The sequence below is a fragment of the Candidatus Pelagibacter sp. HIMB1542 genome (genome assembly GCF_052047835.1).
Lineage (GTDB): Bacteria > Pseudomonadota > Alphaproteobacteria > Pelagibacterales > Pelagibacteraceae > Pelagibacter.
Genome location: NZ_JBNAJB010000001.1, coordinates 416,747 through 436,100, shown reverse-complemented (window position 1 = coordinate 436,100; position 19,354 = coordinate 416,747). Strand labels below are relative to the sequence as shown.

Annotated in this window: 19 protein-coding genes and 1 tRNA gene; 9 read left to right on the top strand and 11 right to left on the bottom strand. The window is 29.8% G+C overall.

Annotated elements, in window-relative coordinates:
* Window positions 1-13 precede the first annotated feature (13 nt).
* Genes folK through dapA form a run of 3 tightly spaced genes read right to left on the bottom strand, consistent with a single transcriptional unit; the run spans window position 14 to window position 1,843 of the window.
* Window positions 14-532 carry a 2-amino-4-hydroxy-6-hydroxymethyldihydropteridine diphosphokinase gene (gene folK, locus ACTTBI_RS02340; RefSeq protein WP_440652394.1) on the bottom strand — a complete coding sequence of 173 codons (519 nt, stop codon included), beginning with the start codon at window positions 530-532 and terminating at the stop codon, window positions 14-16.
* Window positions 498-968 carry an SsrA-binding protein SmpB gene (smpB, locus tag ACTTBI_RS02335; RefSeq protein WP_075506759.1) on the bottom strand — a complete coding sequence of 157 codons (471 nt, stop codon included), beginning with the start codon at window positions 966-968 and terminating at the stop codon, window positions 498-500. Before smpB ends, folK begins: the two co-directional genes overlap by 35 nt.
* Window positions 968-1,843 carry a 4-hydroxy-tetrahydrodipicolinate synthase gene (dapA, locus tag ACTTBI_RS02330; protein ID WP_440652393.1) on the bottom strand — a complete coding sequence of 292 codons (876 nt, stop codon included), beginning with the start codon at window positions 1,841-1,843 and terminating at the stop codon, window positions 968-970. The genes smpB and dapA overlap by 1 nt, the downstream gene beginning before the upstream one ends.
* A gap of 43 nt (window positions 1,844-1,886) precedes the next feature.
* Between dapA and ACTTBI_RS02325 the strand changes: the two genes are divergently transcribed.
* Complete coding sequence (locus ACTTBI_RS02325; RefSeq protein ID WP_440652392.1) at window positions 1,887-4,073, top strand: lytic transglycosylase domain-containing protein; 2,187 nt, start codon at window positions 1,887-1,889, stop codon at window positions 4,071-4,073.
* On the opposite strand, the gene ACTTBI_RS02320 is transcribed toward ACTTBI_RS02325, so the two are convergent.
* Window positions 4,074-4,165: transfer RNA gene (locus tag ACTTBI_RS02320), tRNA-Ser, on the bottom strand. It lies immediately after the preceding gene.
* A gap of 67 nt (window positions 4,166-4,232) precedes the next feature.
* On the opposite strand from ACTTBI_RS02320, the gene ACTTBI_RS02315 reads away from it, so the two are divergent.
* Genes ACTTBI_RS02315 through ACTTBI_RS02300 form a run of 4 tightly spaced genes read left to right on the top strand, consistent with a single transcriptional unit; the run spans window position 4,233 to window position 9,328 of the window.
* Complete coding sequence (locus ACTTBI_RS02315; RefSeq protein ID WP_440652391.1) at window positions 4,233-5,486, top strand: sarcosine oxidase subunit beta family protein; 1,254 nt, start codon at window positions 4,233-4,235, stop codon at window positions 5,484-5,486.
* Window positions 5,486-5,761 (top strand): sarcosine oxidase subunit delta, encoded by a 276-nt coding sequence (locus tag ACTTBI_RS02310; RefSeq protein ID WP_075506763.1) that lies wholly within the window; start codon window positions 5,486-5,488, stop codon window positions 5,759-5,761. Before ACTTBI_RS02315 ends, ACTTBI_RS02310 begins: the two co-directional genes overlap by 1 nt.
* Window positions 5,762-5,766: 5 nt before the next feature.
* The gene (locus tag ACTTBI_RS02305; protein WP_440652390.1) at window positions 5,767-8,772 is read left to right on the top strand and encodes a sarcosine oxidase subunit alpha family protein; all 3,006 of its coding nucleotides are present in this window, start codon (window positions 5,767-5,769) and stop codon (window positions 8,770-8,772) included.
* Window positions 8,765-9,328 (top strand): sarcosine oxidase subunit gamma, encoded by a 564-nt coding sequence (locus ACTTBI_RS02300; RefSeq protein WP_440652389.1) that lies wholly within the window; start codon window positions 8,765-8,767, stop codon window positions 9,326-9,328. The genes ACTTBI_RS02305 and ACTTBI_RS02300 overlap by 8 nt, the downstream gene beginning before the upstream one ends.
* Before the next feature lie 3 nt (window positions 9,329-9,331).
* On the opposite strand, the gene ACTTBI_RS02295 is transcribed toward ACTTBI_RS02300, so the two are convergent.
* The 7 genes from ACTTBI_RS02295 to gatC are packed head-to-tail and all read right to left on the bottom strand — an operon-like array spanning window position 9,332 to window position 15,981.
* Window positions 9,332-9,859, bottom strand: coding sequence for a thermonuclease family protein (locus ACTTBI_RS02295; RefSeq protein WP_440652388.1), 528 nt, complete (start codon window positions 9,857-9,859; stop codon window positions 9,332-9,334).
* The gene (locus tag ACTTBI_RS02290) at window positions 9,859-11,196 is read right to left on the bottom strand and encodes an MATE family efflux transporter (RefSeq protein ID WP_440652387.1); all 1,338 of its coding nucleotides are present in this window, start codon (window positions 11,194-11,196) and stop codon (window positions 9,859-9,861) included. The genes ACTTBI_RS02295 and ACTTBI_RS02290 overlap by 1 nt, the downstream gene beginning before the upstream one ends.
* A 20-nt stretch (window positions 11,197-11,216) precedes the next feature.
* Window positions 11,217-12,122 (bottom strand): oxygen-dependent tRNA uridine(34) hydroxylase TrhO, encoded by a 906-nt coding sequence (gene trhO, locus ACTTBI_RS02285; protein WP_440652386.1) that lies wholly within the window; start codon window positions 12,120-12,122, stop codon window positions 11,217-11,219.
* Window positions 12,122-12,772, bottom strand: coding sequence for an O-methyltransferase (locus tag ACTTBI_RS02280; RefSeq protein WP_440652385.1), 651 nt, complete (start codon window positions 12,770-12,772; stop codon window positions 12,122-12,124). Before ACTTBI_RS02280 ends, trhO begins: the two co-directional genes overlap by 1 nt.
* 4 nt (window positions 12,773-12,776) lie before the next feature.
* Window positions 12,777-14,240, bottom strand: a complete 1,464-nt coding sequence (gene gatB / locus ACTTBI_RS02275) for an Asp-tRNA(Asn)/Glu-tRNA(Gln) amidotransferase subunit GatB (protein ID WP_440652384.1) — start codon at window positions 14,238-14,240, stop codon at window positions 12,777-12,779.
* Entirely contained in the window at window positions 14,237-15,694 is a 1,458-nt protein-coding gene (gene gatA, locus ACTTBI_RS02270; protein WP_440652383.1) for an Asp-tRNA(Asn)/Glu-tRNA(Gln) amidotransferase subunit GatA, read from the bottom strand. Before gatA ends, gatB begins: the two co-directional genes overlap by 4 nt.
* Window positions 15,694-15,981 carry an Asp-tRNA(Asn)/Glu-tRNA(Gln) amidotransferase subunit GatC gene (gene gatC, locus ACTTBI_RS02265; protein WP_440652382.1) on the bottom strand — a complete coding sequence of 96 codons (288 nt, stop codon included), beginning with the start codon at window positions 15,979-15,981 and terminating at the stop codon, window positions 15,694-15,696. The genes gatA and gatC overlap by 1 nt, the downstream gene beginning before the upstream one ends.
* Window positions 15,982-16,031: 50 nt before the next feature.
* On the opposite strand from gatC, the gene ruvX reads away from it, so the two are divergent.
* From ruvX to plsY, 4 genes are read left to right on the top strand one after another with little or no spacing between them, the layout of a single operon-like run.
* On the top strand, window positions 16,032-16,487 hold the full coding sequence (gene ruvX, locus ACTTBI_RS02260) for a Holliday junction resolvase RuvX (protein WP_440652381.1): 456 nt from the start codon (window positions 16,032-16,034) through the stop codon (window positions 16,485-16,487).
* Between the two features lie 42 nt (window positions 16,488-16,529).
* Complete coding sequence (locus tag ACTTBI_RS02255) at window positions 16,530-17,468, top strand: aspartate carbamoyltransferase catalytic subunit (protein ID WP_440652380.1); 939 nt, start codon at window positions 16,530-16,532, stop codon at window positions 17,466-17,468.
* Window positions 17,469-18,755 (top strand): dihydroorotase, encoded by a 1,287-nt coding sequence (pyrC, locus tag ACTTBI_RS02250; RefSeq protein WP_440652379.1) that lies wholly within the window; start codon window positions 17,469-17,471, stop codon window positions 18,753-18,755.
* A 2-nt stretch (window positions 18,756-18,757) separates the two neighbouring features.
* Window positions 18,758-19,336 (top strand): glycerol-3-phosphate 1-O-acyltransferase PlsY, encoded by a 579-nt coding sequence (gene plsY / locus ACTTBI_RS02245; protein ID WP_440652378.1) that lies wholly within the window; start codon window positions 18,758-18,760, stop codon window positions 19,334-19,336.
* Window positions 19,337-19,354: the final 18 nt, after the last annotated feature.

Below are 19,354 nucleotides of genomic sequence, written 5' to 3'. Positions count from 1 at the left end.
TTATAACATTAATTTAAATTTGTTTAATAGACCTAATGTCTGCTTCAGAGAGTGAAGAAATCAAGCTTTTAATATCTTTTTTAATAATTGGATGATGCCATTCTTTTTGAATTTCAAAAAAAGGGATGAGTACAAAATTTCTTTTATGCATAAGTTTATGAGGCAAAGTTAATTTGTTTTTTACTTTTAAAACCTTTTTATTAAAATCAATAATGTCAATATCACAAATACGTGGATCATTTTTTTTACCTTTTTTTCTTCCTAATAAAATTTCAATTTTCTTACATATTTTAAGGAGACTTTCTGGATCAAAACAAAACTTTGCCTTGATAACTACATTAAAAAATTTAGGTTTTTTGGGGTCCGGCCAAGAAGGTGTTTCATAAAAACTTGAGATAGATAAAAAATCCAAATTATTTTCGCTTAAATGAGATTTTGCAATTTCTATATTTTTTTTTCTATCACCCAAATTAGAGCCAATACCTAAGTAAACAATTTTAGCTTGATTTTCTGATATATCTTGCCTTTTCACGGTTCCAGTCTCTGCTCTTTTTTGTTGCTCTTTTATCGTATTGCTTCTTTCCTTTAGCAACTGCTAATTCAATTTTGGCCTTTCCTTTTTTAAAATACATTTTTGTTGGAACAATAGTAAATCCATCTCTTTGCATTTTTCCAATTAATTTGTTTATTTCTCTTTTGTTTAGCAGCAACTTTCTTTCATCGGTTGGATTATGATTGGAATAACTTGCTTGTTTGTAAGGTGAAATGTGAGAATTAATTAAAATTATTTCGCCATTTTTTTCAACTGCATAAGAGTCTGCTATATTAACTTTTCCATCTCTTACTGATTTAATTTCAGAACCTTTAAGAACAATTCCTGCTTCTAAAATATCCTCAAAAAAATAATTAAAACTAGCTTTCCTATTTAAACAAATTATTTTTAAACCAGAATTGGTTTTTTTGTTCATTAAATCAATTTTGCTGACTGAAGAGACTTTTTAACAATTTCCTTAGTTTGTTCAGTAACTTTTACCAGAGGTAATCTAACATCATCTTCGCATAGATTTAATAATTTAGCAGCATATTTTACTGGACTAGGATTACTTTCAACAAACATTGAATAATGAATTGGCTGTAAAATTTTATCTAATTTTTCAGCTTCACCAATATCATTTTCAGATTTAGAAAATTTTTGAAAATCTGAACAAAGTTTTGGTGCTATGTTTGCTGTTACACTTATTGCGCCTACTCCACCTCTTTTATTAAATTCTAGCGCATTGTCATCATTACCAGTCAATTGAACAAATTCTTTACCCATTTTTGATAACTGTTGATCAACCCTATCCAAATCTCCAGTAGCATCTTTTACACCAACTATATTTTTTAACTCGAACAGTCTTGCCATTGTATAAACATTCATATCAATAACTGATCTACCTGGTATATTGTAAATTATTATTGGTATCCCGCAATTGTCATTTATAGCTTTATAATGCTGGTACAAACCTTCTTGGGTAGGTTTATTATAATAAGGTGTTACGATTAGAGCACCATTTGCACCTGCCTTTTCAGCGTGTGAAGTTAAAGAAATAGCTTCCTCAGTAGAATTTGAACCTGTTCCAGCTATAACTGGAATTTTTCCATTACTTTCTTTTATGCAGAGATCAATTACTTTTTGATGTTCATCATGACTTAAAGTTGGAGATTCTCCTGTTGTGCCAGCAGGTACAAGCCCACTAGTTCCATTTTCAATATGAAAATGTATTAATTTAATATATGCCTCCTCATCTAAGAGATTGTTTTTAAACGGCGTAATTAAAGCAACATTTGATCCTTTGAACATAAATACTTATAACATAGTTTAAAGATTCATATACCAAAAGATTATGATTAAAAAATTATTATTTTTAATAATAACTTCCTTGATTAGCTTTAATTTCAGTTGGGCACAGATTGTACCTTTAAAAAAACCATCGCTATCCTCTGAAGAATTAAACAAAAAAATAATATTAAATACAATTAAACCTCTAAAAAAACCGTCAAAAGTTAAAGTTGAGAAAAAGGTAACTAAAAAAGAAACTAAACTTAGTTTTCTTTTACCTAAAAAAAAGCCAGTTATAAGCGGGTTAATCAATTCAGGAACAGTAAAAATTTCTAAATTTTATAATAAAAAAGATTTTGGCATTGCAAAAAAAGCTATTGGGGAAATGCAAAAGAGCCAGTGGAAATCTGCAATTAAAATCTCAAAAAAAGCTAAAGATAGATCTATATATAATTTTATAAAGTGGCGACATTTATTAACAACAGGTAATCAAGAGTCATTTTTTGATTACCAAGTCTTTATCGAGGAAAATTCAGATTATCCAAGAATAGATAGACTGAAATATTTGGCTGAGCATAAACTTTCGACGGAAAAAGTTTCTCCAAGAAAAATAATCAATTGGTTTTCAAAAAATGAACCTTTAAGTGGATATGGCAAAATGATTTTAGGTGAAAGTCATATTTTGTCAGGAGATAAAGCAAAAGGTATTGCTCTGATTAAAAATGGATGGATTTCCGCAGATTTATCAAAAAGTGAGTTAAGATTTTTCAGAAAAAAATACAAAAAATATCTTGATGCAAATGACTATATTAAAAGAGCTGATCATCTAGCATGGAATAGTGATCATTGGGATTTAAAAAGATTAATCAGATATTTACCTAAAGACTATGAATTGCTCTATACTGCAAGACATATTTTGATGACCAAGGGATACGGAGTAGATCAAGCAATCAAAAATGTACCAAATAAATTTAAAAATGATGCTGGATTAAACTATGATCGTTTGAAGTGGAGAAGAAAAAAAGGAAGATTGGAGTCTTCTACTGAAATTTTGCTCAAGATAAGAAATGATAAAGATTATTTGGTTAGACCTGACAAATGGTGGAAAGAAAGAGAAATTATTTCTCGAAAGTTAATTTATAAAAAACAATATGAACTAGCTTATAAAATTAGTAGCAATCACGGAATGTCTGAAGGGTCTGAATTTGCAGAGGCAGAATGGATGAGTGGTTGGATAGCACTAAGTTTTTTAAATGATCCACTTCTTGCTAAAGATCATTTTAAAAACTTTTTTGATAATGTTAATTATCCAATAAGTGTTTCTAGGGGCGCATATTGGTTAGGTAGATCATATGAAAAACTAAACGATAAGAATCAATCGGAAAAATGGTATAAAGAGGCTACAAAATATTTAACTACATATTATGGACAACTAGCGTTTTTAAAAATTAATCCTAATGGAAAATTTGAACTTGATAAAACAATGTTGGTTGAAGATGAATATAGAAAAGCTTTTTTTAATAAAGAATTAGTAAAAATTACACATCTTTTACATGAGTTAGATAAAGACAAGTATACAAAATTCATCTTAAGACATCTTGCTAATGATAACGTTTCTGAAGGCAGTGAACTTTTAGCTGCTGAACTTGCTACAAGTATCAGTAGATATGATTTTGCAATACAAGTATCAAAAATTGCCTCTTATCAAAAAAGATTTCATAACAAATATAATTATCCATTAATAAGCACACCTAAATACATTAATGGAAGAAAGATTCCTGAAAGTGCATTGATTTTATCAATTATAAGACAAGAAAGTGAATTTGATTTAAAAGCAAATAGTCATGCGGGTGCAAAAGGTTTAATGCAATTAATGCCTTACACAGCAAAATTAGTTGCTAAACAAGCAAAGCTTCCTTATGCAAAATCTCGATTAACAACCGATCCAGAGTACAATATAAATTTAGGGTCTCATTATATTGCTGGTTTAATTCAGCAATATGATGGAGCATATCCATTTGCAATAGCTGCGTACAATGCTGGCCCAAATAGAGTTAAATATTGGAAAAAATTAAATAAGGATCCACAAAAAAAACAAATAAATTATGTTGATTGGGTTGAGCTGATTAAATTTAGAGAGACTAGAAATTATGTTCAACGTGTATTGGAAAATTACAATGTGTACAGATATGTGCTGGAACAAAATCCAATAGTAATGAAAGATTTTTTTAAAGACCAGCCTTTATATTAGTGGCGGAGAGAGAGGGATTCGAACCCTCGGTACAAGTTTCCTCGCACGGTCATTTAGCAAACGACTGGTTTCAGCCTCTCACCCATCTCTCCGTATGACATTGTGTAATAAGTGATTTTATTGAAAATTCAATATTTATAAAGTAATTATTCAATTATTATGGGAAATAAATACTCAGTATTTTCATTAATCAAAAACGCTCTTTCATATCATGAGAATTGGCAAAGAGCATGGAAAGACCCTGCTCCAAAAAAAGAGTATGATGCTGTTATAGTTGGTGGAGGTGGTCACGGCCTAGCAACAGCATACTATTTAGCAAAAAAACACAATATGAAAAATATTGCCGTTGTTGAAAAAGGATGGATTGGTGGAGGAAACACTGGTCGTAACACTACAATTATTAGATCTAATTATTTATGGGACGCCAGTGCTGGACTTTATGATCACGCGTTAAAAATTTGGGAAGGATTATCTCAAGAGTTAAACTACAATGTAATGTTTAGTCAAAGAGGTGTAATGAATCTTGCTCATAATTTGCAAGATGTAAGAGATTTAAAAAGAAGAACACACGCAAATAGACTAAATGGCATTGATGCCGTTTATTTGAGTACAGAAGAAGTTAAAAAGTTTTGTCCAATTATAAATACATCTCAAGATATAAGATATCCTGTACTTGGTGGTACATTACAAAGAAGAGCTGGTACTGCAAGACATGATGCAGTTGCCTGGGGTTATGCTAGAGGTGCTGATGAAATGGGCGTTGATATAATTCAAAATTGTGAAGTAAAAGGTATAAAAAGAAATGGTGATAGTGTTGAAGGTCTAGAAACAACAAAAGGATTTATTAAAACAAAAAAAATTGGAGTTGTGGCAGCTGGACATTCAAGTGTGATTGCTAATATGGCTGGAATAAAACTTCCTCTAGAAAGCAAACCTCTTCAAGCACTAGTATCAGAACCGGTGAAACCAATTATTGATACAGTTGTTATGTCAAACGCTGTACACGCTTATGTAAGTCAATCTGATAAGGGTGAATTAGTTATTGGCGCTGGAACAGATGACTATGTTTCATACACTCAGAAAGGAAGTCATCAAATAGTTGAAGGTACTCTAAATGCTATTTTAGAATTGTATCCAATTTTTAGTCGTATGAGAATGTTAAGACAATGGGGAGGAATTGTTGATATATGTCCTGATGCAAGTCCAATATTAAGTAAAACTTCCATCAAGGGACTTTATTTTAATTGTGGTTGGGGTACAGGGGGTTTTAAAGCTACACCTGGATCAGGAGATTTGTTTGCACACACAATTGCTAATGATGAGCCACACAAACTCAACGCAGCATTTAATTTAAATAGATTTGTAAGTGGAGACCTTGTTGATGAACATGGCGCTGCAGCAGTTGCTCACTAATGTTTGTTATTAATTGTCCATATTGTGGTGAGAGAGATCAGCAAGAATTTAAAGCTGGTGGTGAAGCTCATATTGAAAGACCAAAACAACCAACAGAACTTAGCGATGATGAATGGGCAGAATATTTATTTATGAGAAAAAATATTAAAGGTGTTCAATATGAAAGATGGAACCATGCTCATGGTTGTCGTAAATGGTTTAATATGATTAGAGACACTTCGAATGATGAGATTAAAGCAATCTATAAAATGGGAGAAAAACCCCCTTCAATATAAAACAAATGTCAGTAAATTTAAGAGTTAAATCTAGTCAATATATTGATGAAACAACAAGAGTTTCGTTTAAATTTAATGGTACGACTTATTATGGATTTAAAGGAGACACACTTGCTTCTGCTTTATTGGCAAATAATGTTCATTTAGTAGGTAGAAGTTTTAAATACCATAGACCAAGAGGTATAATGACTTCAGGTTCTGAGGAGCCCAATGCAATTGTTCAAATTAATCCAAATACTAATAGAACTGAACCAAATGTTAGGGCAACTGAAGTTGAAATATATGAAGGAATGGAGGCATCAAGTCAAAATTGCTGGCCAAGTGTAAACTTTGATATTGGTGGAATAAATAATTTTTTATCACCCCTACTTCCAGCAGGATTTTATTACAAAACATTTATGTGGCCTGCAAGCTTCTGGGAAAAATATGAATACTTTATAAGACACTCGGCAGGATTAGGAAAATCACCAACGTTAAAAGATCCTGACATTTACGATCACAGAAATATTCATTGTGATGTTCTTGTAGTTGGCGCAGGTATATCTGGAATTCTAGCAGCTAAAAATGCTGCGAAGAATAATTACAAAACTTTACTTTTAGATGAAAAAAATGAATTAGGAGGATCAACTATTTATGAAAACAATGAAAGTAATAAAATTGATAATAAAATTTCATCTGAATGGTTAAAAAAAGAAATTGAAGAACTTAAAAATATTAAAAATTTAGAGATAAAAACTAGAACAAGTGTTGCTGCCTACCATCAATATAATTATTTGCTTGCAAGAGAGAACTTAACAGATCATTTAGAAAAAAAAGATAAGACAAATAAAATTAGACAAAGGTTACTTAAAATAAGAGCAAAGAAGGTAATTTTGGCAACAGGTGCTTTGGAAAGACCGATGGTATTTAATAATAATGATAGACCTGGAATAATGCTTTCTTCTGCAATTAAAAAATATAGTGATTTTTATGGTGTAGCCTGTGGTAGTAAGATTGTATTTTTTACAAATAATGACAGTGCATATGAAAGTGCACTTTCATTAAACGATAAAGGTATCAAAGTTGAAGCAATAGTTGATATTAGAAAGCAATCCGAAACAAATTTAGAAAAAAGAGTTATTCATGCAGGTATAAAAATATACTGGGAACATACAGTTGTTGATACCTCTGGTTATAAAAGATTAAACAATGTCTCAATAATGAAACTATCAAATGATGGAACTTCAGTAACTGGAAATAAAATTTCTATTTCATGCGATTGTTTAGGGGTTGCTGGTGGATGGACTCCAGCTGTTCATCTATATACTCAGTCAGGTAGCAAACTTGCTTTTGATGAGGACAAAAAAATATTTATTCCAAATAAAAATAATTCAGATCAAATAAGTGTTGGATCTTGCTGCGGTGATTTTAAGCTTGATGAAATACTTAAAAGCTTAAATGAAAAACTAAAAGATTTTTTAGATATAAATAAAACAGATTTCGAAAATATTACTGTTAATAATGACCAAGAGATTTCAAAAAGAAACATATGGTTATTACCGTCTGATAAAGCTTTAGGCAAAACTAGGCCTTTTGTTGATTATCAAAATGATGCAACTGCAAAGGATATAAAATTAGCTCTAAGAGAGGGTTTCAGATCTATTGAACATGTCAAAAGATATACAACAACTGGGATGGGAACTGATCAAGGAAAATTAGGAAATATGCACGCTTTGGGAATAATAGCAGATACAGCAGGTGTTAAGATGGGAGAACTTGGAACGACTACTTTTAGACCTCCATACACTCCTTTAACATTTGGAACAATTGTAGGACGTAATGTTGGTAAGTTTTTTGATATTTTTAGAAGAACGCCTATGAATGATTGGCATGTTGAACAAAAAGCAGAATTTGAAAATGTTGGTCAATGGAAAAGAGCTTGGTACTACCCTATCAATGGTGAAACTATGCACCAAGCAGTTCAAAGAGAAAGCAAAGCTGCAAGAGAAAGTTCAGGAATATTGGATGCGTCCACACTTGGTAAGATTGATATACAAGGAAGTGATGCCTCAGAGTTTTTAAATAGAGCTTATACAAACGCATGGTCAAAACTTGGTATTGGCAAATGTAGATATGGTTTAATGTTAAATGAAGATGGTATGGTATATGACGATGGTGTTACGACACGATTAGATGAAAATCACTATCTAATGACAACAACAACTGGTGGTGCAGCAAACGTTCTTGGAAAATTAGAGGATTATCTTCAAACTGAATGGCCAGAATTAGATGTGTATTTAACTTCAGTTACAGATCAATTTGCTACTGTGAGTTTGTGTGGCCCTAATAGTAAAAAAATTCTTAAAAAAATTATTCCTGATTTAGATTTGTCTGATGAAAATTTTCCACACATGTCTTTTAAAGAAGCAAAAATTGGAAGTATTGTTTGCAGAATTATGAGAATAAGTTTCACAGGTGAGCAAAGTTTTGAAATTAACGTGCAAGCAAGTTATGGAAAAGATCTGTGGGAGAAATGTATAGAGGCTGGTAAAGAATTTAATATTACTCCTTATGGTACAGAAACGATGCACTTACTGAGAGCTGAAAAAGGTTTTATTATTGTTGGCCAAGATACAGATGGAACAATGACGCCAATAGATTTACAGATGGATTGGATTGTTAGTAAAAAGAAATATGATTTTATTGGTAAAAGATCTCTTTACAGATCAGATACTATGAGGGAAGACAGAAAACAATTGGTGGGATTATTAACAGATGACTCTAAAGTTGTACTAGAGGAAGGAGCACAAATTGTTTCTGAACTAAATAAAAATCCTGTTGAAATGCTTGGTCATGTTACATCAAGTTACTTTAGTCCAAATTTAAATAAGTCTATAGCCCTAGCCGTTGTCAGAGGTGGCAAAGATATGATGGGTAAAAAACTATTTATTCCTATGGAAGATAAAACAATTAATGTAACTGTTTCAAATCCAGTATTTTTTGATCAAACTAATGAAAGATTAAATGCTTAGTTATAATCAAGAAACAAATAGTGAAATTAATAACAACGGTGTTTCCGTAAAAGAAATTGCACCAATAATGAAATTAAATTTAAGAGGCAAAACAAGAGAATTTTTTACAAATGTAGGAAAAAGTTTAAATATGATTTTGCCAACAGAAGCAAATACATCTTCATCTAGTGATAAACTTACTGCGATATGGTTAAGTCCAGATGAATGGATGATTGTATCAAATGAGACTACTAGCAAAGAAACCAATACATACGAATTAAATGATATATTATTTAACAATATTTCAAAAACATCATTAGGAGCAGTCACCGATGTAACTGACCAATTTGTTCAATTAGAAATAAAAGGTGATAAAATATATGAACTTTTTTCTTCAGGATGTCCTTTTAATTTTAATTTATTTCGTGAAAAAAAAGGGTCAACAACTCAAACTTTGCTAAATCATATAGACGTCATTATTCACAATAAAGACAAAAATATCGTTAATTTATTTGTTAGAAGATCATTTGCTAAACATCTTTGGGAATGGATGGAAGATAGCTCTTCAAGATTATAAAAATTAATCTTTACGCCTATAATCCCACGGCATTTCAAATTTACCTTGCCAAATCCCTAATTTATTATTTTTGGCATTAATCTCATCAGAAATATATTTTTTAGAATACTTTCTATATGCTACTGCATAACCATTTGAAACCATCCAAGAATTTAAATTTATATTTCTTTTAAAACACTCGCCTACTAACCTTTTATACCTATCAACATCCAAAATATTACAATTTAATTTTTGTTTATTAATCTTTTTAATTAACTTTTGAGTAGATACTTCTCCACACATATAATCTTTAGTAAAAGACATAAAAGATATTGTTAAATAAGTTTTTTTACATTTTTGTTTTTTTTCAGGTGCATCAATACCGTATAATCTAATTTTTTTTGAATTGATCTTAATCGTATCTCCATCAACAACTTTAGCAAAACCTGATATTTTATTTATATTTTCAGATCTTACATCGTTATATGTAAGTATAAAAAATATAGATGAAATAATTATCAAAATTATCAATTTCTTTTTTGTATAAAACATTAACCAGTAGTTAATTTATTGTTAATATAATATTTAACATAAAAGAATAGTAAGATTGATATTAACCATTGCAATATTGCCCAGATATAAAAGAAAGTTTTAAAATCAGCATCAATAGAACGTGCTATATAATAAGATAAAAATGGAACCAAAACATTCCTTAATATATTGTTAATCATTGCTTTCTCAGATTTTTTTAAAGCCATAAAAAAACCATTTGATAGAAAAAAAATTGGGTATGCTGGTAAGATAAATGCAGAAATTTTTAAATACATTGAACCATATTCAATAACTTCCGTGTTAGATGAGAAAAATTTTGGCATTAAATCTGCAGTTACAAACACCAATACTCCAGACGCTAACATTATAATCAAGCCGTATTTTACTGATGTAAAATAAGATTGCTTTACTCTATCATAATATTTCGCACCTATATTCTGTGCAATAATTGATATTATTGCTGTATTGATCCCCAATACAGGCAACAAGACAACCTGTTCTATCCTTGTTGCTGCTCCATAACCTGCTACAGCATATTCTCCTGTAAATGCAACATAAGTAAATACAATTGTTGCAGCAATTGAGTAACCAAGAATAGCTATTGTAATTGGAATTGATTGGAAGAAAATGTTTTTAATGTAGAAGAATTTGATCTTAAAATTTTGAAAAGTTATCTCTTTAATACGTTTATTTTTTAACAATTTAATTAAAACGATTATTAGAGAAAGAAATTGGGCAATCAAAGTTGCATAACCTATACCCGCAACACCAAAAGCTGGGATAAATAAAAATCCAAATATAAATATTGGATTTAATAAAATGTTTAAAAAAAAGGATAATATAAGAGCATTTCTATATGTGACTGTATCTCCCTCAGCATGAAGAAATGAGTTTAAAGCAACAACTAGAATAAAGAGAATAGTTCCATAAAATATTACATTAGTATACTCAAGTCCAAGAGTAATTACCTCTCTTGATGAATTCATAGTTAAAAATAATTTTTCAGAGAAACTAAAACCAATTATTGACACAATTATTGAAATTATTACTGAATAAAGAATGATATTTGTAAAATAACCTAATACATTTTTTTCGTTTTTTTCCCCAATACTACTTCCAATTAATGAAGTCCCAGCAACAGTGACACCAATAGACGTGGCAATAATTAGAAAGTAGATTGGAAAGGATTTACTTAATGCAGATAAAGCTTCAGGTGAAATTTTCCCAGCATAAAAAGTATCAACTAAAGTGTATAATGTTTGAAATAATGTCCCAACACTTGCTGGTATTGCAAGTTTTTTTATAAGTTGAGAGACGTCATCTTTTAATAAATTCATTTCTTTAAACTAAAAATATTTTAATATTCTTTTTGAAAGATATGACTTTTTCCAGTTTTTTTGGCAAGGTTAATTTGTTTTTGTCTCATTCTAAATCTCGATTTTTGATCATTTGTTAAATTATCGTGACAATTTGGACAAGAAACCCCTTCTTCATATTTTTTAGATTTTTTATCTTTTAAGGAAATAGGTTTTCTACAACCACTACACATTGAGTAAGAACCTATTTTCAAACCATGCTTTAAACTAATTCTATTGTCAAAGACGAAGCACTCACCTTTCCATAAACTTTTTTTTGGGTCTGTTTTTTTTAAATAGTTTAAAATACCACCCTTTAATTGGTAGACATTATTGTAGCCTTTATTTTCCAAAAAGACTGACGCTTTTTCGCACCTAATACCTCCAGTACAAAACATAGCAATAGGTTGATTTTTTTTTAATTTTTTAAGATATTTTGGAAAATCTCGAAAATTATCTACATCTGGATTAATTGAACCTTTAAAAGTTCCAACTTTATATTCAAAAGGTTTTCTCGCATCAATTAAAACTGTTTTTTTATCTTTAATTAATGAGTTCCATTTTTGAGGGTTAACATGACTATCTTTTTTTTTAATTCTCTTTTTTAAACTTAAATTCATTGGAACCACTTCTCCTTTAATTTTTACTTTTGGTTTATGAAACGGCTGAAAAGTGCTTTTTGAATTATTAATACTATCAAATTTTTCAAATTTAAATAATTTGTGTAAACAATCCTTGATCAGTTTAATATCTTTATTTTTTCCAGAAATTGTTCCATTTAAACCTTCGTTGGAAATGATAATTGTTCCACGTATGTTTTTATTTAATAATTGATTTTGAAGTATTTTTTTATTTTTCTTTAAATAAGAAATTTTAATAAACTTATAAAATCCAAAAACATCAAACATTATAATTTTCTACAAACTGTCATACCATCACCTAATGGAACTATAATTTTTTCAACTCTTTTATCTTTAGAAACATGATTATTAAAATCTTTGATTGTTAAAGTGATTTTATCATCACTATTTTCATCGACAACTTGTCCATACCATAGAACATTATCAATTATTATTAAGCCATTTTTCTTTAATAAAATTAAAGATTTTTCATAATATTCTTTATAATTTTTCTTATCAGCATCAATAAAAATTAAATCAAAATCATTTTCTTTTATTTCGCTCAAACTTTCTAAAGCAGGTTTAATTATTGTTTGAATTTTATGACCTTGTTTTGCTTTTTCAAAAAATTTTATTGCAATTTTGTTAGTTTCTTGATTTTTGTCCAAAGCAATAATTCTACCATCTTCTGGTAAAGCAAGAGACATTGACAAAGCACTTAAGCCAGTAAAAGTTCCGATCTCTAGTATTTTTTTAACATTAGATGTTTTTACTATTATGTGTAAAAATTGAGATTGTGAGATAGATATTTGCATCCTTTTAATATCTCCCAGAGACTCATTATAAGAAATAATCTCTTTTTGAACTGGATGAAGATCTAGTCCATTATTTAAAATGTACTCTTGAATTTTGTTGCTAATTTTTAGGTCTGAGCCCATGAACCTAAAGTTTTTTCTTTAAAATCTCATTTACTAGTTGAGGGTTAGCTTTTCCACCTGAAACTTTCATTACTTGTCCAACAAAGAAGCCAAATAATTTAACTTTACCAGATTTATATTCAGTAGCTTTATCTCTATTACTATCAATAACTTTATCAATTAAAGCCTCTAAAGCTTTTGGATCGCTTTCTTGTTTTAAACCTTTTTCTTCAACAATTTTTTTAGGATCCTTGTCCCCTTCCATCATTTGTTCAAAAACAGTTTTTGCAATTTTTCCAGAAATTGTCCCATCCTTAATTAAATTAATTAATTTTGATAAATTACCGGCACTAATTGGACTGTCGGTTATTTCTAAATTTTTTTCATTAAGTGCAGCAAATAATTCACCTATGATCCAGTTTGTTGCTAATTTAACGTCAGATTTTTTAACAACATCTTCAAAATAATTTGAGGTTTCTATATCTGAAACCATGATATTTGCTTCATATGGAGTTAATTTAAATTGATCTATAAATCTCTTTTTCTTTTCATCAGGTAACTCTGGAATTTCTGATTGCAAATGATTTATGAATTCATCAGAAACTTCTAATGGTAATAAATCAGGGTCTGGAAAATATCTATAATCATGAGCATCCTCTTTTGATCTCATGGATCTTGTTTCATTTTTTTTAGTATCAAAAAGTCTTGTTTCTTGATCAACAGATTGTCCATCTTCAATTAAATCAACTTGTCTATTTGCTTCATATTCAATAGCCATTTGCATGAATTTAATAGAATTAACGTTTTTAATTTCACATCTAGTACCAAAATCTTTTGTTCCTTTTTTTCTTACAGAAACATTAACATCTGCTCTCAAAGATCCTTCCTGCATATTACCATCACAAGTTCCTAAATAACGCATAATTGATCTTAATTTCTTGATATATGCATTAACTTCATCTGGCGATCTTAAATCAGGCTTGCTGACAATTTCCATTAAAGCTACTCCTGACCTATTTAAATCAACAAAGGTGTTTTTTGGATCTAAATCATGGATACTTTTACCCGCATCTTGTTCTAAGTGTAATCTTTCAATACCAACCTCTTTTTGACCATCTGGCATATCTAAAATAACTTTACCTTCACCAACTATTGGGTCCTTAAATTGAGAGATTTGGTATCCTTGTGGTAAATCAGCATAAAAATAATTTTTTCTATCGAATACTGATCTTTTGTTAATTTTAGCTTTTAATCCTATTCCAGTTTTAATTGCTTGCTTAACACAAAATTCATTAATCACTGGAAGCATTCCAGGAAAAGCAGCGTCTACTAAACTTACCTGAGTGTTTGGTTCAGCGCCAAATTTAGTAGCTGACGTAGAAAATAACTTTGATTGGGAAAGTACTTGAGCATGAACCTCTAAACCAATGACAACTTCGTATTGATTGTCATTTCTATTAATTAAATATTCTGACTTTTCTTTACTCACTTAATCCACCAATCAGTAATTTTATTTTTATAATTAATTTTTTCTTCCATTGCATAAGCAATGTTTAAGATATTTTGTTCATCAAATGCTTTTCCAATAATTTGTAAACCTAAAGGGTAGCCTTTGCTGTCATGACCAGCTGGAATAGAAATTCCTGGTAAACCTGCTAAATTTACAGGAACAGTAAAAATATCGTTTAAGTACATTGAAACTGGGTCATTTGTTTTTTCACCAATTTTAAAAGCAGAACTTGGCGTTGATGGAGTTATTATTGCATCTACTTTTTTGTACGCTTCATCAAAATCATTTTTAATTAGTTTTCTAACTTTTTGAGCTTTCAAATAATATGCATCGTAATAACCTGAAGATAAAACATATGTGCCTATCATTATTCTTCTTTGAACTTCGGCTCCAAATCCCTCTGATCTAGTTTTTTCATACATATCAATAAGGTTTTCTCCATCAGCTCTAAAGCCATATTTGACACCATCATATCTTGCAAGATTAGAAGATGCTTCAGCTGGTGCCACTATATAGTAAGTTGGTAAAGCATAATTTGTGTGTGGAAGAGAAATATCAATTATTTCCGCACCACAATCTTTAGCATACTCAATACCTTTCTGCCAAAGATCATCAATTTCTTTTGGCATTCCATCAATTCTATATTCTTTTGGTATACCTATTTTTTTTCCTTTAATGTCTTTTGTTAATTCTTTGCTGTACTGGTTTCTTTTAAAATCAATAGAAGTTGAGTCTTTTTGATCGTATGAGCTAATTACCTCTTGCAACAAAGCACAATCTTGAACATTTTGAGCCATTGGACCAGCTTGATCAAGAGAAGATGCAAAAGCAACTATTCCGTATCTTGAACAACTACCATAAGTTGGTTTTAAACCCACTGTACCTGTAAATGACGCCGGTTGTCTAATAGATCCACCTGTATCAGTTCCAATTGTAATTGGAGTTAATTGTGCTGCTACAGCAGAAGATGAACCACCAGATGAACCACCTGGAACTAAATTTTTATCAATCGGATTTTGAACATTGCCAAAAAAACTTGTTTCATTTGATGATCCCATTGCAAATTCATCACAATTTAATTTACCAATAAGAATTGCTCCCTCATTCCAGATATTCTGAGTAACAGTAGACTCATAAGTGGGTACAAAATTGTTTAATATTTTGCTACCAGCTGTTGTTCTTACATTAGCTGTACAAAATAAATCTTTTACAGCCATTGGTATTCCTGGTAATTTTAAATCCAAATTTGGTTTGTCATCAAATTTTTTAGCTTTGTCTAAAGCATTACTAAAATCTTCAGTAATATAAGTGTTTAATTCTTTTGATTTTTCTGATCTATCAACAAAAGCACTAGTAACTTCTGAAGAAGAGAGTTTTTTTTCTCTAATATTATTAACTAATTCAGAAAGTGTTTGTTTGGTTATATCAGACATTATTCTATAACTTTTGGTACAACAAAATAATCATCATTATCTTTTGGAGAATTTTTTATTATTTGTTCCCTTAAATTTTTACTTTTAACTTCATCAGGTCTTAATTTTAAAGTCGTTTCAGCCACTGATGTAAGTGGTTCAACATTTTCAGTTTTAAGTTCATTGAGTTTTTCAATGAAATCAAAAATTGAATTCAAATCAATAGCAAGTTTTTCAGCTTTTTTCTCATCTACTGAAATTCTTGATAATTTAGATATATGCTTTATGGTTTTAAGATCGATGCTCATATGATATTTAAATATGACGCAAACTATCACTATAGTTTAAAATATACAACATGATCACAATAGAAGAATTTAAAAAAAAACAGTCAGAAAAATGTCGTTTGATAGGTTTAGATCTAGGCTCAAAAAGAATTGGTGTATCAATTTGTGACGAAAAGCAATTAATTGCTACCCCTTATAAAACTATACATAAATCAAAAAATAATGAATTAATTATGGAGCTAAAAAACATTATTCAAGAGAATGATGTCAAGGCAATTATCATTGGTTATCCTTTAAATATGGATGGATCTTCTGGCTCTTCAGCACAGTCAGTCAATGATGTGTCTAAAAATATAGATAAAGAGATAGATGTTGATGTATGTCTTTGGGATGAAAGACTATCAACTGTTGGGGCTTTTAATTTATCAAGCCAATTAGATGTAAATGTATCTAAGAGAGAAAAGAATATAGATCAGAACGCGGCAGCTTTTATTCTGCAGGGAGCCATAGATTATCTAAATAATTAATCCTTGCCATTCATTGGCTTTATAGTTATAGAGTTAATTTTAATGGCAAAAAACACCAAAGCTATTAAAATTTCTCAAAAACATTTGTTAGGTATCCAAGATCTATCAGTTAGTGATATTAACTACATTTTAGATGAATCTGAAACTTTCATTAAATTAAATCAGAGTAAGAACAAGAAAATTGATGTTCTTAGAGGCAAAACTCAAATTAATCTATTTTTTGAACCATCAACAAGAACACAAAGTTCATTTGAGTTAGCTGGAAAAAGACTTGGTGCTGATGTCATGTCAATGAATATGAATAATTCAGCAATTAAAAAAGGTGAAACTTTAATTGATACAGCAATGACTCTAAATGCGATGCATCCTGACATTATTGTAATAAGACATCAAGATTCTGGAGCATGTAATTTATTATCTCAGAAAGTAAATTGTGTAGTATTAAATGCAGGGGATGGCAGACGTGAGCACCCTACTCAAGCATTACTGGATGCTTTAACAATAAGAAATAGAAAGAAAAAAATTGAAGGATTAAAAATTGCTATATGTGGAGATATTCTTCATTCCAGAGTCGCAAGATCAAATATTTATTTACTAACAATGCTTGGTGCTGAAGTAAATATTGTTGCCCCAACAAATTTGATGCCAAAAGAAATTGAAAAGTTTGGTGTTAATACTTTTACCGATATGAAAAAAGGATTGAAAGATTGTGACATTGTAATGATGCTAAGATTGCAAAATGAGAGAATGACAAGTTCTTATTTGTCATCAAATAGAGAGTATTATGAATATTACGGTTTAACACCTGATAAATTAGATCATGCTAAACCTGATGCACTAATAATGCATCCTGGCCCAATGAATAGAGGTATCGAAATAGATACTAGATTGGCAGACGATATAAATAAAAGTGTAATCAAAGAGCAAGTTGAACTTGGAGTTGCTGTAAGGATGGCCTGTTTAAAAATATTTTGTGAATAAATGAAAAAACAATACTTTATTAACGCAAATATAATTGATCCTCAAAATTCAATTAATGAAAATGGAGGACTTATTGTTGGAGAAGAAGGTAAAATTGAAGCAATAGGGAAAAAAGTAAATACAAATAATTTACCGTCCAGAGAAAAACCAATTGATTTAAAAGGAAAATATATATTCCCTGGTTTAGTCGATATGAGAGTTTTTGTTGGAGAACCTGGGTATGAGTATAAAGAAAATTTTAGAACTTTAAGTAATGCAGCTCTATCTGGAGGAGTAACATCTGTGGTAACAATGCCTAATACAGATCCTGTAATTGATAATGTTTCAATAGTAGATTTTTTAAAACGAAGAGGACGAGATAAATCTAAGATTAATATATTTCCATGCGCATCTCTTACGCAAAATGTAGAGGGAACAAATATGACGGAATTTGGATTGTTAGCTAGTAAAGGCATTATAGCTTTTACAGATGGTGTAAAGACAATTCAAAATACTAGATTAATGTCAAGAATAATGAATTCAGCGAAGGATTTAGGATGTCTAATAATGCAACATGCTGAGGATTATGAGTTGGCAAAAAACGGTATGATAAATTCAGGTATAATCGCTACAAAACTTGGGTTATCAAGTATACCAGATGTGGCTGAGAGAATAATTATTGAACGAGATTTAACATTGTTAGAAAAAGCAAAGTGTCGATATCACATATCTCAACTATCATCATGCAAATCAGTAGAAATCATTAAAAAAAGAAAAAATGATATTAAATTTTCTTGTGGAGTTTCAATAAATAACCTTTCCTTAAATGAAAATGATATTGGAGATTTTAAAACATTTTTAAAATTATCTCCGCCATTGAGAAAAGAAGAAGATAGATTGGCTTTAGTGCAAGGATTAAAAGATAAAACAATTGATGTCATTGTTTCAGATCATAAACCTGAAGATGAAGAATCAAAAAGATTGACATTTTCGCAAGCAGCAACAGGTGCGTCTGGTATTGAAACTTTATTGTCTTTAAGTTTGGAACTATTTCATAATGGATCTGTAAAACTTGAAACAATAATCCAAGCACTAACATCTAATCCAGCTAAAATTTTAAATATCAATAAAGGAAATCTTTCAATTGGTAATGATGCTGACTTTTGTATTGTTGATATAAATAAACCTTGGATTGTAAAAAAAGAAAATTTAATTTCTAAATCCAAAAATACGTCTATTGAAGACAAAAAACTTCAAGGAAAAGTAACCAATACATTTGTAAAAGGTAAAGAATTATTTAAGATATAAAAATGGAATTATTAACAATAGGTATTATCTCATACCTAATGGGTTCTATCCCTTTTGGGTTAATATTAACTAAAATTTTTTTAAAAAAAGATATCCGAGATATTGGATCAGGTAACATTGGTGCAACAAATGCTCTAAGAACAGGAAATAAATTTATTGGTTATTCAACTTTAATACTTGATATAATTAAAGCAGTTATTCCAGTTTTATATATAAAGGTAAATTTTCCTGATCTGATTTATGTATCAGCTTTATGTGCTTTTCTGGGTCATGTTTTTCCAGTTTGGTTAAAGTTTAAAGGTGGTAAGGGAGTAGCAACTTATGTAGGTATATTATGCAGTATGAATATAATGTTTGGAATAGTTTTTGGTATTTGTTGGCTTGTAACTTTTTTTATTTCTAAATTTTCATCATTAGCATCATTAATTGGATCTTTTTCAGTTCCTGTTTATTTATTTCTGTTTGAATCAACAGAAAATGAATTATTTTTTGGAATAATGTTTATTTTAATATTTTATACTCATAGAGAAAATATTAAACGACTGATAAATAAAGAAGAAAACAAGACTAAAATTTATTAATTTGACTATCAAACACTT